The organism is Pseudomonas sp. KCJK9111 (genome assembly GCF_046231935.1).
In the GTDB taxonomy this organism is placed as follows: domain Bacteria; phylum Pseudomonadota; class Gammaproteobacteria; order Pseudomonadales; family Pseudomonadaceae; genus Aquipseudomonas; species Aquipseudomonas parafulva_B.
In genome coordinates, this window is sequence record NZ_JBJJMO010000005.1 from 77,101 (window position 1) to 91,107 (window position 14,007).

General features: G+C 62.6%; 11 protein-coding genes. 7 read left to right on the forward strand and 4 right to left on the reverse strand.

The window, feature by feature from the left end:
* The first annotated feature begins 42 nt into the window (after positions 1 to 42).
* Entirely contained in the window at positions 43 to 1,050 is a 1,008-nt protein-coding gene (locus ACK59L_RS03885) for a zinc-binding alcohol dehydrogenase family protein (RefSeq protein WP_409271989.1), read from the forward strand.
* 23 nt (positions 1,051 to 1,073) lie between these two features.
* On the opposite strand, the gene ACK59L_RS03890 is transcribed toward ACK59L_RS03885, so the two are convergent.
* Positions 1,074 to 1,688: a thymidylate kinase gene (locus ACK59L_RS03890; RefSeq protein WP_409271991.1), complete on the reverse strand. Its 615-nt coding sequence runs from the start codon at positions 1,686 to 1,688 to the stop codon at positions 1,074 to 1,076.
* 199 nt (positions 1,689 to 1,887) lie between these two features.
* Between ACK59L_RS03890 and ACK59L_RS03895 the strand changes: the two genes are divergently transcribed.
* Positions 1,888 to 4,434: an HWE histidine kinase domain-containing protein gene (locus ACK59L_RS03895; RefSeq protein WP_409271993.1), complete on the forward strand. Its 2,547-nt coding sequence runs from the start codon at positions 1,888 to 1,890 to the stop codon at positions 4,432 to 4,434.
* A 129-nt stretch (positions 4,435 to 4,563) separates the two neighbouring features.
* Here the strand turns inward: ACK59L_RS03895 and ACK59L_RS03900 are convergent, their stop codons facing one another.
* Positions 4,564 to 6,207 carry an acetolactate synthase large subunit gene (locus tag ACK59L_RS03900; protein ID WP_058604990.1) on the reverse strand — a complete coding sequence of 548 codons (1,644 nt, stop codon included), beginning with the start codon at positions 6,205 to 6,207 and terminating at the stop codon, positions 4,564 to 4,566.
* A 168-nt stretch (positions 6,208 to 6,375) separates the two neighbouring features.
* Here ACK59L_RS03900 and ACK59L_RS03905 point away from each other — a divergent pair, with 168 nt between their 5' ends.
* The 5 genes from ACK59L_RS03905 (at position 6,376) to ACK59L_RS03925 (ending at position 11,694) form a co-directional block, all read left to right on the forward strand.
* On the forward strand, positions 6,376 to 7,257 hold the full coding sequence (locus ACK59L_RS03905; RefSeq protein ID WP_058604991.1) for a LysR family transcriptional regulator: 882 nt from the start codon (positions 6,376 to 6,378) through the stop codon (positions 7,255 to 7,257).
* A 158-nt stretch (positions 7,258 to 7,415) separates the two neighbouring features.
* Positions 7,416 to 8,600, forward strand: a complete 1,185-nt coding sequence (locus ACK59L_RS03910; RefSeq protein ID WP_409271995.1) for an MFS transporter — start codon at positions 7,416 to 7,418, stop codon at positions 8,598 to 8,600.
* A 79-nt stretch (positions 8,601 to 8,679) separates the two neighbouring features.
* Positions 8,680 to 9,531, forward strand: coding sequence for a LysR family transcriptional regulator (locus ACK59L_RS03915; protein ID WP_196136016.1), 852 nt, complete (start codon positions 8,680 to 8,682; stop codon positions 9,529 to 9,531).
* Between the two features lie 94 nt (positions 9,532 to 9,625).
* Positions 9,626 to 10,621, forward strand: coding sequence for an aldo/keto reductase (locus ACK59L_RS03920; RefSeq protein WP_409271998.1), 996 nt, complete (start codon positions 9,626 to 9,628; stop codon positions 10,619 to 10,621).
* A 122-nt stretch (positions 10,622 to 10,743) separates the two neighbouring features.
* Positions 10,744 to 11,694 (forward strand): endonuclease, encoded by a 951-nt coding sequence (locus ACK59L_RS03925; protein WP_409272000.1) that lies wholly within the window; start codon positions 10,744 to 10,746, stop codon positions 11,692 to 11,694.
* A 24-nt stretch (positions 11,695 to 11,718) separates the two neighbouring features.
* Here the strand turns inward: ACK59L_RS03925 and ACK59L_RS03930 are convergent, their stop codons facing one another.
* The gene (locus tag ACK59L_RS03930; RefSeq protein ID WP_409272002.1) at positions 11,719 to 12,681 is read right to left on the reverse strand and encodes a 2-hydroxyacid dehydrogenase; all 963 of its coding nucleotides are present in this window, start codon (positions 12,679 to 12,681) and stop codon (positions 11,719 to 11,721) included.
* Positions 12,678 to 13,982 carry an MFS transporter gene (locus ACK59L_RS03935; protein WP_196136019.1) on the reverse strand — a complete coding sequence of 435 codons (1,305 nt, stop codon included), beginning with the start codon at positions 13,980 to 13,982 and terminating at the stop codon, positions 12,678 to 12,680. Before ACK59L_RS03935 ends, ACK59L_RS03930 begins: the two co-directional genes overlap by 4 nt.
* Between the last annotated feature and the right edge of the window lie 25 nt (positions 13,983 to 14,007).

The window sequence follows — 14,007 nt, forward strand, 5'->3', positions numbered from 1 at the left end:
GAATAGCCTAGGCAGGTCCCTTTTCACTCAAGGCCCTGCCCCATGAAATCTGTCGTTTACTCGCAGCCCGGCTTGCCGCTGCAAGACCCTCAATCGCTCTATGATGCAGACCTGCCCAAACCGTCCCCCGGTGCCCGAGACCTGCTGGTCGAAGTCAAGGCCATCGCAGTCAACCCGGTCGATACCAAGATTCGCGCCAGCCGTGGCGGTGACCAGCCACAAGTGCTGGGCTGGGATGCGGTCGGCATTGTCCGCGAGGTGGGTGAACAGGTGACGCTGTTCCAGCCAGGGGATGAGGTGTTCTACGCCGGCGCCATCGACCGCCCCGGCTGCTACAGCGAATTCCATCTGGTAGACGAGCGCATCGTCGGGCGCAAGCCGTCCAGCCTGGATGCTGCCAGCGCCGCCGCGCTGCCACTGACGTCCATCACGGCGTGGGAGCTGCTGTTCGACCGCCTGCGCCTCGAAGAAAACGGCGGTCAGGGTCAGCACCTGCTGATCATCGGCGCTGCCGGTGGGGTGGGTTCGATCCTGGTGCAGTTGGCCCGCCAGTTGACCGAGCTGACCGTGATCGCTACGGCATCCAGGGCCCAGACCCAAGCCTGGGTAAAAGACCTGGGCGCGCACCTGGTCATCGACCACACGGCCCCACTGGCCGCCCAGCTCAGCGCACACGGTGTTGAAGCGGTCGATCACGTCATCAGCCTGACCCATACCGACACCTACCTTGAGCAACTGATCGAGGTCCTGCGCCCGCAAGGGCAGCTTGCCTTGATCGATGACCCGGCGCAGCTGGATGTGGTCCCACTCAAGCGCAAATCCTTGTCGCTGCACTGGGAGCTGATGTTCACCCGCTCGCTCTATCAGACGCCCGACATGATCAAGCAGCACCAACTGCTTACCCGCATCAGCCAGATGGTCGACAGCGGTGTGCTCAAGACCACGTTGGGTGAACACTTCGGGACGATCAATGCGAGCAACCTGAAACGGGCGCACGCGGTCATCGAGAGCGGCAAGGCCAGGGGCAAGATCGTGTTGGAAGGCTTCTGAGCACGGCGGCTTGAGGGTCGCGTTCAGGCGTGCAACAGCGCCGTGATGGACTCCATCAACTGCTCCACTGCAGCCGTCACGGTGCCTTCATTCTGACAGAGCAACCAGCCGTGCTCGTTTGCAGCACGGCTGAACGCCTGGGTACTTGCGAGCTGCTCCTGCAAGGTATGCATCACCGTGCTGCCCAGGCCCCGGCGGCGTGCCGCCGCCCTCGCCCAGGACGTTTGCGCCGTGGTGAGCACCGCAATGTGCAGGTCAGGCACCTGCACGCCGCGTTCGATGTTCAATCGCAATACCTGATCGAACGGCACGGTTCGGCGAAACGCTGCGTCCGAGGGGTACCAACGGTCGATCAGGACAATGCTGTCGCCAGGTTGACGCGGCAGTACGTGCCGGGTGATCCAGGCGCGACTTTCAGCTAGTTGTTCGCAGACCTGCCACTCAAGCGCTGGCGAAGGCTGCCTGGCCAGCTGATTGACCAACGCCATGGTCTGCGCGCGCTGTGGATCATTGTTGCGCTCACACAGCCTGACCACCTTGTTGCCCTCGGCTCGCAACGCCTGGGTGAGGGCTTCAAGCAGCGTGGTCTTGCCAGTGCCCTTGGGCCCATCCATGGCGATGAAAAGCGGACGATTCATGCGCGTTTACCTTCACAATCACGGGCCGCATGAAACCATCGAAGCCTGTCATGCACAAGGGCGGGCACCTCGTGCAGACGACCGGCACCCACAAAACTGCTATCCGGGGCACTCACCGGCTATGCCGTACGCGGGTGTGCTGCTAGGCTGACGGCGGCGGCCGCGCAGGCAGCCTCTACATCATCTACAGGCATGGCTAATGACCCTCGACCCACAGGTAAACCTGAGTAATTGCGACCGCGAACCCATTCAGATTCCTGGCAGCATCCAGCCTCACGGCTGCTTGCTGGCCTGCGACGCCACCGCAACCGTGATCTTGCGCCACTCGGTCAATGCGCCGCAGTTACTGGGGGCGGCGCTGCCACTCAATGGCCTTAAACTCGATGACGTGATTGGCGGGGAGCTCGCCCATACCTTGCGCAATGCCCTGGCCCGCATACGCGAAGGCTCGCGCCCGGCGTTGAGCTTTGCAGTCGCCCTGCCCGATGGCAGGCGTGTGGATGTATCGGCGCACCGCTTCAAGGGCAGCACCATCCTGGAATTCGAGCCTGCCGGCCAAAACGTTGCGGAACCCATCGAACTTGCGCGCACATTGATCGCGCAGTTGCGTGAAATCGACCAGACCGACCGCCTGTTCCGCGATGCCGCACGGTTTGTCCGTGCAGTATTGGGCTACGACCGGGTGATGATCTACCAACTGGGCACCGATGGCGCCGGCAAAGTGATTGCCGAGGCCAAGCGCAGTACGCTGGAGAGCTTCCTGGGGCAGTATTTTCCCGCTTCGGACATCCCGCAGCAGGCACGCGCCTTGTACCTGCGCAACCCGATCCGGGTCATCCCTGACGTGCAGTTCGAGGCAGTGGCCCTGGAGCCTGTGCTGGACCCTTCGGGCGAGCCATTGGACCTGTCCTATGCCCACCTGCGCAGCGTCTCCCCAATCCACTGCGAATACCTGCAGAACATGGGCGTGGGCGCCACCATGTCCATCTCGATCATTGTCAATGGCGCGCTGTGGGGGTTGATTGCCTGCCACCACTATTCGCCGCGCAACCTGACCATGGGCCGGCGAGTGGCGGCCGAGATGTTCGGCGAGTTCTTTGCCCTGCACATCGAAACATTGCGCAGCCGGCAACAACTCGAAGCGGCCGTGCAGGTGCACGACACGCTCGACCTCATGCTGCGCGATGCCAACCATGCCGCCGACATGCACAGCTTCTTCGAAGACCGGCTGCCAAGGCTGATGTCGCTGATCCCGTGCGATGGCATCGGCATCTCGCTGCAAGGGCGTTGGTCGAGTGCCGGTAGCGTTCCGCCCCGAACCTGCGTGCCTGAATTGTTGCGCTTTGCCGAGAGCGTGGCCGAGGCCAGAACATGGGCATCGAATAGCCTGTCCCAGGCCCATCCGGCGGCCCAGGCCTACTTCAGCGACGTATCGGGCGTGCTGCTCATCCCCATTTCGCAGCGCCCGCAGGACTACATCATGTTCTTTCGCAAGGAAGTGGTGCAGACCCTCGACTGGGCGGGCGACCCTAACAAGACCTATACCAGTGGCGCGATGGGCGACCGGCTGACGCCGCGCACGAGTTTTTCCATATGGAAACAGACCGTGCACCAGCAATCTGCGCCCTGGTCGGAGCAGGATCGGCAGTTCGGGGACGCCATTCGGACTGCCATCGTCGAGGTGTTGCTGCACAACAGCGAACTGCTGGCCAGCGAGCGCTCCAAGGCCGAGGTTCGCCAGCGCGTGCTCAATGAGGAGCTCAACCACAGGGTCAAGAATATCCTGTCACTGATTGGTGCACTGGTCGCCCATCCCACGGCCGAGGGCCAGACGCTCAAGGGTTACGTGAACACCCTGCAAGGCCGCATCCAGGCCCTGTCGCTGGCCCACGACCAGGTCGTGCGGGGTGACGGTGGTGGGCGCCTGGCGATGTTGCTCGATGCCGAGCTGTCGCCTTACCGCACGGCGATTGCCGACATCGTTATGCAAGGCCCCAACGTAATTCTCGATGCCAGGGCCTACTCGGTAATGGCCCTGGTGCTGCACGAACTGGCGACCAACGCCGCCAAGTACGGTGCGCTGTCATGCCCAGGGGGGCGGCTGTGCGTCAGCTGGGCAATCGACGCAGCAGGCGCCTGCGCCATTATCTGGCAGGAAAGCGGCGGCCCGCCGGTGCAGGTGCCCAGGCGTCGAGGTTTCGGGTCGGTCCTCATCGAGCGCAGCATCCCGTTCGATCTAGGCGGTACCAGTAGCGTGGAATACTACCCTGAAGGGGTTCAGGGCTTGTTCACGCTGCCAGCCCGGCACCTGGCGGTCGCGGAATCCGAGCCTGCGCCTGCTGCTGCCTCGCCCTCGATCGATTCGACAGACGCATTCGCCGCACGACCTGGCATGAGCGTGATGATTCTGGAGGATCAGTTGGTCATTGCCATCGGCCTCGAGCAAATCCTCAACGACGCCCACATCGAGCACGTCATCACGGCCAGTTCCGAACAGGAAGCCTTGCAGATATTGGAGCGGCACTCACCCGACGCCGCCATTCTCGATGTGAACCTGGGAAGAGGTACGTCCATCGCCGTGGCCGAGGCATTGGTACGTCGGCGCATCCCTTTCCTGTTCGCAACCGGGTATGGCGATGGCATCAGTATTCCCGCGCACCTGAAGCACATTCCGGTCACGCGCAAACCCTATGACATGAGTACCATCGTGATGAGCCTTCGTGGCCTGCTTGAACCCCAGGACTGAAGACGCTCAAGCACGGCGGCCATTGCGGCCGCCGCATACAGCGGGAGATCACATCCACCTCGCCTGTTGCATCTGGTCGATGCAACAGGATGAACGACACAGCGATCAGCCACAGCGTGTGGGTACGCTTCAGATCGCCAGCGCTCGCTCACGCAGCTCGCTGTTGAGAATGCGGTCGTTTTCGCTGTAGTCGACCGGGCAGTCGATCACATGAACGCCTGGGGTGGTGATGCAGTGCTCCAGCAATGGCAACAGGCCCTCGGCGCTTTCGACACGGTGGCCGGTGGCGCCGTAGGCTTCGGCGTACTTGACGAAGTCCGGGTTGCCATAGTCCAGGCCGAAGTCGGTGAAGCCCATGTTGGCCTGCTTCCAGCGGATCATGCCGTAGCCGTCGTCACGCAGAATCACCACGGTGATGTGCATGCCCAGGCGCACTGCAGTCTCCAGTTCCTGGCTGTTCATCATGAAGCCGCCGTCGCCGCACACCGAAATCACCGGGCGGTCCGGATAGACCAGGTGCGAGGCCATGGCCGACGGCAAGCCGGCACCCATGGTCGCCAGGGCGTTGTCCAGCAACACGGTGTTGGGCTTATGCGCCTTGTAATTGCGGGCAAACCAGATCTTGTAGATGCCGTTGTCCAGGGCCACGATGCCCTCGGAAGGCAGTACACGGCGGATATCGGCCACCAGGCGCTGTGGGTAGACCGGGAAGCGGTCGTCGTCGCCGCCTTCGGCGATCTGCGCCTCGTTGGCTTCACGAATCGCCATCAGGCGGGTGAAGTCCCAATGCGCGGTGTCGGTCAGTTGTTCGCTGATCTGCCACACGGCGTTGGCGATATCGCCGATCACTTCGACCTGAGGGAAGTAGACGGCATCGACTTCGGCGGAGCGGAAGCTGATGTGGATGACTTCGGTGCCGCCACGGACCATGAAGAACGGCGGCTTCTCGATCACGTCGTGGCCGATGTTGATGATCAGGTCGGCCGCTTCGATCGCACGGTGCACGAAATCACCAGACGACAACGCCGCGTTGCCCAGGAAGCGCGGGTGACGCTCGTCGACCACGCCCTTGCCCATCTGGGTGGTGATGAACGGGATGCCGGTCTTGTCGATCAGCTGCTTGAGCACCTTGGCCGTCATCTTGCGGTTGGCACCGGCACCGATCACCAGAATCGGGCTGCGAGCCTTTTGCAGTTTTTCCACAGCCGCTTCGATGGCCACGTGCTCGGCCAGCGGACGACGGTGCAGGCTGCGCGGAATAGGCAGGGCGTCGGTCTGCTCGGCGGCGATGTCTTCAGGCAGTTCCAGGTGCACGGCACCCGGCTTTTCTTCCTCGGCCAAGCGGAAGGCTTCGCGCATGCGGGCCGGGATGTTGTCGGCCGAGGCGAACTGATGGGTGTACTTGGTGATGGGGTCCATCATGCCGCATACGTCGATGATCTGGAAACGGCCCTGCTTGGACTTCTTGATCGGCTTCTGCCCGGTGATCATCATCATCGGCATGCCGCCCAGGTAGGCATAGGCGCTGGCGGTCACCAGGTTGGTGGCACCGGGGCCCAGGGTGGAAAGGCTGACGCCGGTCTTGCCGGTCAGGCGACCGTAGGTGGCAGCCATGAAGCCTGCAGACTGTTCATGGCGGGTCAGTACCAGCTTGATCTTCGACTTGCGCAGGGATTCGAGCAGGTCGAGGTTTTCTTCACCGGGAATGCCGAACACATACTCGACACCTTCGTTTTCCAGGCATTGCACAACGACATCGGCGGCCTTGGCCATTTAATGTACTACCTCAAGATCCAGGGAGGATGCAGCCAGCTGGCTGCGTGACTGAGATGTTGCAGGATGTCTCAGTGCCGCGCATCGTAGGCCTTGGCGTTAATAATAGTAAATATATTGTTATGATTCTGAGCATCACAAAACGTTATCAATCCTGGAATGCCCTAAATGAATCTCAAGGCGCTGCGTTGTTGCGTCGAAATCGTCCGCCAAGGCAGCTTCACCAAGGCCGCTCAGCACCTGCACATCGCCCAGCCTGCGCTGAGCATGGCCGTGACCCGCCTTGAAGAAGAACTGGGCGTCAGTTTGTTCAACCGCACCACGCGCAAGGTGGTACTGACCGTGGAAGGCGAGCAATTTCTGCCCCGCATCGCATCAGCCTTGCGGGAGATGGACGTGGCCCGCCAGGCACTGCGTGACATGGCCGACCTCAAGCGCGGCGAAGTGCGGCTGGGGATCCCGCCCATGTTCGGCCTGCACTATGTGCCCGGGTTGATGAACGCCTTTCGCAGGCTTTATCCCGGCATCGCCATGACCGTGTTCGAGGGCAGCGCCGAAGACATTGGCCAGCGCCTAGAGCAACGAGAAATCGACCTGGCGCTGCTCGAGTCCCGCCGCGTGCCCGCGGATAAGGAATCGATCCTGTTGGGCAGCGACGAGATGCTGGCCTGCATGCACCCGGATCACCCCTACGCCGGCAAGGCAAGCCTGACTGCCGAAGACCTGCGCAGCACCGACATGGTGGTGTTCGACCGTACATTCGTGCAGCGCCAGTTGCTCGACGCCTTCTTTGCCGAACACGGCATTACCTACCAAGTGGCATTGCAGAGCAATTTCGTTTCGTTGGTGGTCCAGGCTGCACTGGACAACATGGGCGTGGCCACATTGCTGCGCTCCGTGCAATTACGAACGCCAGGTATCGTCGGCGTGCCGTTCGAGCCTGCCCAGCAGATGAGTTTCCGGCTGTGCTGGCGGTCGGGTGAGTACCTGTCGCTGGCCAGCCAGCGCTTCATCGACTTTGCCGGACAGAGTCAATATCTAGATCGCTAGCGCCATGGAGTACATCTGTACTCCACCTCGCATTCGCCCTACTTTTGCGCCCGGAGAAGACCGCTGATTGCGTCGGCGAGCGAGTCAGCGCGGCTCGACGCACCGTTCGCGTTGCCATTATCATCCCTTGAACGTTTCAGCATGTTTCAAGGAGCCAGATGTCAGTTTTAGAATCCTCCCCGTTGCCCAGCAAAAGCACGGTCGTAAAAATGGAAGCCGCCATGGCGTTGGGCAGCTTCGCCATTGGCACCGGTGAGTTCGCCATCATGGGCCTGATGCCGGATATCGCCAGTAACCTGAACCTGAGCGAACCCCAGGTCGGGCACGCCATCAGCGCCTACGCGCTGGGGGTCATGGTGGGCGCACCCACCTTGGCCATCCTTGGCGCCAAGATCCTGCGCAAGCACATGCTGCTGTTGCTGATGGGCCTGTATGCGCTGGGTAACCTGGCCACCGCCTTCGCACCTTCATTTGGCGGGCTGATCGCGTTTCGCTTCATCAGCGGCCTGCCCCACGGCGCGTACTTTGGCATTGCCGCAGTCGTGGCCTCGAGCATGGTGGCCAGCAACCAGCGCGCAGGCGCCGTGGCTCGGGTCATGATGGGGCTTACCTTGGCCATGTTGCTGGGCAACCCGATCGCCACCTTTCTGGGCCAGTACTTTGGCTGGCGTTCGGCGTTCGTGCTGGTCGGGCTGATCGCCGTGTGCACCATCGCCATGGTGTGGCGCTTCGTGCCCCAGCGTCATGATGAGGTGCGCAGTGACCCGCGCAAGGAGCTCAAGGCCTTCACCTTGCCCCAGGTCTGGATGGCGCTGGGCATTGCGTCCATCGGCTTTGCCGGGATGTTCTGCGTGTTCAGCTACCTGGCCCCGACCATGCTCGAAGTGACCCGCGTGGCGCCCCAATGGATTCCGTTCGGCCTGGCAGCCTTCGGCGTGGGCGGCATTGTCGGCAATATCGTCGGCGGCAAATTGTTCGACCGCTTGCAGTTCCGCGCCGTGGGGCTGGTGCTGGCGTGGTCGGTGTTGGTCCTGCTGTTCTTCACCTTTGCCGCCGCGAACCTGTGGAGCCTGCTGCTGGGCATCGGCCTGGTGGGTACCATGATCGCCCTGGCAGCGCCCTTGCAAATCCGCCTGATGGACATCGCTCACGAAGCCCCAAGCCTTGCAGCGGCCTCGAACCATGCCGCCTTCAACTTGGCCAACGCCCTGGGCCCATGGTTGGGAGGCATGGCGATCACGGCGGGGTTGGGCTGGACCAGTACAGGTTACATCGGCGCTGCCATGGCGCTGCTGGGGCTGGGGCTCTATGTTGTCGCACGGCGCATGAACGGCGGCGCTTGAGGCAAGGCTACATTCCCGCACGGGCTGGTATCCAAGACGGTGTCTGGCCCTCTCAGACCTATAACTGCCGAGCCCGCTCATGTTCGATTGGGAAGACCTACGCCATTTCTCGACCTTCTGCGCGACCGGGTCGCTGTCTGCCGCCGCCAGGGTACTGTCAGTCGACCACGCTACCGTCGCTCGGCGGATCGCATCCCTCGAGGCTTCGCTCAACCTGAAGCTGGTCGACCGCCGCGCACGGGCCTATGTGCTCACCGAGGATGGCGAGCGCGTGGGCGAGTTGGCCGGTCAGATGGCCGCATCGTCCTTCGCCCTCGAACACTTTGCCAGCGCCGGTCAACAGACGGTAGAAGGTGAAGTGATCCTCTCGGCGCCGCCCGCCTTGCTGGGCAGCATCATCGCAAGGCGCCTGGGGGATCTTTACAAGCACTACCCCCAACTGCGCCTGCGGCTGGTGGGCAGCAAGTCTCGGGCATCCCTGGCCAGGCGCGAGGCCGACATCAGCATCGTCCTGTCACGGCCCACCGAGCCGACCCTGGTGGTCAGCCTGCTCGGGCACCTGGACTATCGTTTGTATGCCAGTGCCGATTACCAAGCCAGCGGTTCGGCACGCCGGTACATTGGCTATGACGCCTCCCAGGCCCATTCACCGCAGCAACAGTGGCTCAACCGCCAGGCGGGCGAGCAACCCTTCGCCTTGCTGAGCAACGACTTGCGCATCCAGGCCCAGGCGTGTGCCGGAAGTATAGGCATCGCTTGCCTGCCCGCCTTCATGGCCCATGAGCACGGGTTGAGCGTGGCTGGCCAGCCTGAGCAGACCATGAGCATCGAGATCTGGCTGGCGGTGCATGAAGACGTGCGCGCCACGCCGCGGATAAAGGCTGTGACCGATTTCCTGCACCAGCAGATCAAGCCCCTGTTGCGCTTGTGAATTCCTGCAGGTCCCACGTGCAGCAACACGGAATTTGCCCGCATGGCCAACGCGAGTACGCTGCACCTATTCAAAGGCTGACGAGGACACACTGATGCAATACGTGAAATTGGGTACCACCGGGTTGGACATTTCCAGGTTGTGCCTGGGCTGCATGACCTTCGGCGAGCCGGATGCCGGCACGCACCCCTGGACACTGGGCGAAGACGCGAGCAGGCCCATCATTCGCCATGCCGTCGAGCAGGGCATCAACTTTTTCGACACGGCCAATAGCTATTCCGCGGGCACCTCAGAGGTGATCCTCGGCAAACTGCTCAAGGAATTCACCCGGCGTGACGAGACGGTGATCGCCACCAAGGTTTTCTACCCGGCCAACATGTGGCAGGGCGCCAGCCGTCCCAATGAGCAAGGGTTGTCGCGCAAGGCGATCATGACCAGTATCGACGCCAGCCTGTCGCGTTTGGGCACCGACTACGTCGACCTGTACCAGATCCACCGCTGGGACTACACCACAACCATCGAAGAGACCATGGAAGCGCTCAATGACGTGGTCAGGGCGGGCAAGGCCCGCTATATCGGCGCTTCGTCGATGTATGCCTGGCAATTTGCCAAGGCGCAGCAGGTAGCCGCCAGCAACGGCTGGAGCCGTTTCGTGTCGATGCAGAACTTCCTGAACCTGCTGTACCGTGAAGAAGAGCGCGAAATGATTCCCCTGTGCCTGGACCAGGGCGTCGGGCTCATGCCTTGGAGCCCCATGGCACGTGGTCGCCTGACCCGCCCCAACGGGCAGCAGACCGAACGGACCCGCACCGATCTGTCCGGGCAGTCATTCTTCGAGAAAACCGAGGCGCAAGACGGACGCGTCATCGACGTGGTCGAACAGATTGCCCAGGAGCGTGGCGTGCCGATGGCCCAAGTGGCGCTTGCTTGGGTGCTCGGCAAGCAAGGGGTCAGCTCGCCCATCGTCGGTGCGTCCAAGCCTGCGCACCTGGACGACGCCTTGGCCGCCATCGACCTGCGCCTGACGGCTGAGGAGACCGCTCGACTCGAGGCACCCTACGTGCCCCATGCAGTCACGGGTTTCAAATAGCATCACGCCTTCCCTGCGACCATTGGCCACCCGTTTTCCTACACGTGGTGGTCAATGCGTGCTGTCTGCTCTGGGTAGAAGTACTACAATGCACGCCCCAGTAATCTGCGTGTTGTTTACCCATGAAATCATTGCGTTACGCCCTTCATCTACTTCTGATTCTAAGTAGCCCTGCCTGGGCAAACCCGCCCTCCACTTTTGCCGAAGCCAAGGTCGTGGCCAAGCAGCAGATCTACATGGACCAGGGCAAGAGCGCCATGGGCGAGCTGTATTGCGGCTGCCAATGGACATGGGTAGGCAAGTCAGGCGGACGGATCGACGCGGCTTCGTGTGGCTACCAGACCCGCAAACAGCAAAACCGCGCCGAGCGCACCGAGTGGGAGCACATCGTGCCGGCCCATACCTTCGGCAACCAACGCCAGTGCTGGAAAAACGGCGGCCGGGAGCACTGCGTGGACAGCGACCCGGTCTTCCGCGCCATGGAGGCCGACCTCTTCAACCTCTACCCTGCCGTGGGTGAGGTCAACGGTGACCGCAGCAATTTCAACTACGGGATGGTCAGTGGCAACCAGGGCGAATATGGCCAGTGCACGACCAAGGTGGATTTTGCCCAGCGCGCGGCCGAGCCCAGGGATGAAGTCAAGGGCCTGGTCGCCCGTACCACGTTCTACATGTTCGATCGCTACCGCTTGAACATGTCGCGCCAACAGCAACAGCTGCTGATGGCATGGGACCGCCAGCACCCCGTTTCAGCCTGGGAAAAAGAGCGCGACAGACGCATTTCCGCCATCATGGGCCACGCCAACCCGTTCGTCACGGGCGAACGCAAGTGGACCCTGAACTACACCCCCACGGGCGATGGCGTGCAGCCGTCGCTGGCGGCGCCTGCCCGTACCACCGTAGCAAGCCAAGCCCCCGTGGGCGCCGTGCTGGGCAACCGCAACAGCCACGTGTATCACTTGTCTGCCGGGTGCCCGGGCTATCACCAGGTCGCGCCCAAGAACCAGGTCGCCTTCGCAACCGAGGTAGAAGCCCAGGCAGCGGGCTACCGCAAAGCCGGCAACTGCCGCTGATCGACCACCCTCACCGGCGGCGCATCAGCCGTTGACCGCGTTGGCTGGGCGTCTACCCGCCAGCGCGGCGAGCATGTTGTCCACGGCGCAACGCGCCATCGCTTGCCGGGTTTCTTCGGTGGCCGAACCTATGTGCGGGGTGGCCACCACGTTAGCCAGCCGCAGCAAAGGCGAGTCCACCGCCAATGGCTCCTGAACGAACACATCCAGGCCCGCGCCGCGGATGCGCCGTGTTTCGAGGGCATCGATCAGCGCCTGTTCGTCCACGACACGCCCTCGGGAGATGTTGATCAGGATGGCCGCAGGTTTCATCAGCGCCAGTTCCTTGCGCCCGATCAGCCCCTCGGTAGCTGCGCTCAACGGGACGGTGAGGCAGACGAAATCTGCCTGCGCCAATAGCGCGTCCAGCGCAACGCGTCTGGCCCCGTAGCGGGTCTCGACGTCAGGCTTGGGTCGCTGGCTGTGGTAGATCACCTGCATGCCGAAACCCGCGGCCGCCCGCCGCGCCAGTGCTTCGCCGATACGCCCCATGCCGACGATGCCCAGCGTCTTGCCGTGTACGTCGCTGCCGAACTGCGCAGGGCCAAGGCTTGATTGCCAATGACCATCGCGCACCCAGTTGGCCAGTTCCACCACCCGCCTGGCCGTGGCCAGGATCAGTGCGAAGCCAGTGTCGGCCGTGGTTTCGGTCAACACATCGGGCGTATTGGTGAGCACGATGCCGCGTCGATCAAGGTCGGTGATGTCGTAGTTGTCCACCCCCACCGACACACTGGAAATGACCTCAAGCTCGGGCGCCAGGTCGAGCAGGCTGGCATCCAGGCGCAAACTGGCGCCTAGCAAGCCGTGGGCGCCGGGCAGCGCATCACGCAAGCGCGCCATCCCATCGGGGCGGGCCAGGTCGACGGTGGTGACCTCTGCCGCGGCCTGAAGGCGCGCGAGCAAGTCGTGGGACAACGCCTTGTACAACACGATGCGTTTTTTCATGTTGGGTTCCTGAAGGGGGTGGCCGGACGCAGGCAAGGCGTCTTGGCGCGCCCGGAGGTGGTTGAGTTGTTCAGCGCTGCGGTCAGGGCGACGGCACACAGCAGCGCGCCACACATGAACAGGTACGAGGCCGCAGGGCTACCCGTGGCGCCGTTGAGGTACCCCACCAGCCACGAGCCACCGAACGAGCCCAGCGCGCCCATGCTGTTGATCAAGGCCATGGCGCCACCGGCCACGTTGGCCGGCAGAATCTCGGGCACGATTGCGAAGAACGGGCCGTAGGGGGCATACATGCAGGCCCCGGCGACCACCAGCAGGGCATACGACAACCAGAAGTGCTCGGTCCCCAATGCGTAGGAGCCGTAGAAAGCGAGCGCTGCCACCAGCAGCGGTGGCCACACGAAGCGCTTGCGCCGTTGCATCCGATCAGAGGCCCAGGAGACGCCCACCATGGCGATCACCGCCGCCAGGTAAGGCACCGAGGCCAGCCAGCCGGCCTCGACGATGTCGACGTTGGCCGCCTGCTTGAGGATCGAGGGTAGCCACAGCACGAAGCCATATACGCCAATGCTCCAGCAGAAATACTGCAGTGCCAGGATGATCACCTGCGGCGAGCGAAACGCCTCACGGTAGTTCTTGACCGGCTTGATGCCCTGCTGCTCTGCCGCCAGTGCCTGTTGCAGATCATTTTTCTCCTGCTCGCTCAGCCAGGAAACCTGCGCAGGCCGGTCATCGACCAGGCGCCACCAGCAAAACGCCCAGATCACCGCCGGCAAGCCTTCGATGATGAACATCCAGCGCCAGTCGAAATGCTTGATCAGGTAGCCCGATACCACCGACATCCACAGGATGGTCACTGGGTTGCCCAGCATCAGGAAGGTGTTGGCGCGCGAGCGTTCCGCACGGGTGAACCAATGGCACAGGTAGACCAGCATGGCCGGCATCACCGCCGCCTCCACCACGCCCAGCAGAAAACGGATGCCGATCAGCATGTACACGTTGCTGACCATGCCGGTCAGCGTGGCCAGCCCACCCCACAGGATCAGGCAGACGAAGATAAGCTTCTTGACGCTGCGCTTTTCGGCATAGATAGCACCTGGCACCTGGAAGAAGAAGTAGCCCAGAAAGAACAGCGCGCCCAGTAGCGAGGACAGCACAGGGGTGATGTGCAGGTCTTCGGCCATGCCCGATGCTGCTGCGAAGCCGTAGTTGGCACGGTCCAGGTAGGCAAGGCTGTAGGTGATGAACACGATGGGGATGATGTACCACCAACGGCGTGGCGCCAGGCTTGTACGTTTCATGGTGAGTTTCTCCTGAGCTTGTTGT

Coding starts and splice junctions, on each gene's coding strand:
- ACK59L_RS03915 (WP_196136016.1), top strand. CDS start 8,680: ATGTTCGATTGGGAAGACCTACGCCATTTCTCGACCTTCTGCGCGACC.
- ACK59L_RS03935 (WP_196136019.1), bottom strand. CDS start 13,982: ATGAAACGTACAAGCCTGGCGCCACGCCGTTGGTGGTACATCATCCCC.
- ACK59L_RS03895 (WP_409271993.1), top strand. CDS start 1,888: ATGACCCTCGACCCACAGGTAAACCTGAGTAATTGCGACCGCGAACCC.
- ACK59L_RS03905 (WP_058604991.1), top strand. CDS start 6,376: ATGAATCTCAAGGCGCTGCGTTGTTGCGTCGAAATCGTCCGCCAAGGC.
- ACK59L_RS03930 (WP_409272002.1), bottom strand. CDS start 12,681: ATGAAAAAACGCATCGTGTTGTACAAGGCGTTGTCCCACGACTTGCTC.
- ACK59L_RS03900 (WP_058604990.1), bottom strand. CDS start 6,207: ATGGCCAAGGCCGCCGATGTCGTTGTGCAATGCCTGGAAAACGAAGGT.
- ACK59L_RS03920 (WP_409271998.1), top strand. CDS start 9,626: ATGCAATACGTGAAATTGGGTACCACCGGGTTGGACATTTCCAGGTTG.
- ACK59L_RS03885 (WP_409271989.1), top strand. CDS start 43: ATGAAATCTGTCGTTTACTCGCAGCCCGGCTTGCCGCTGCAAGACCCT.
- ACK59L_RS03925 (WP_409272000.1), top strand. CDS start 10,744: ATGAAATCATTGCGTTACGCCCTTCATCTACTTCTGATTCTAAGTAGC.
- ACK59L_RS03910 (WP_409271995.1), top strand. CDS start 7,416: ATGTCAGTTTTAGAATCCTCCCCGTTGCCCAGCAAAAGCACGGTCGTA.
- ACK59L_RS03890 (WP_409271991.1), bottom strand. CDS start 1,688: ATGAATCGTCCGCTTTTCATCGCCATGGATGGGCCCAAGGGCACTGGC.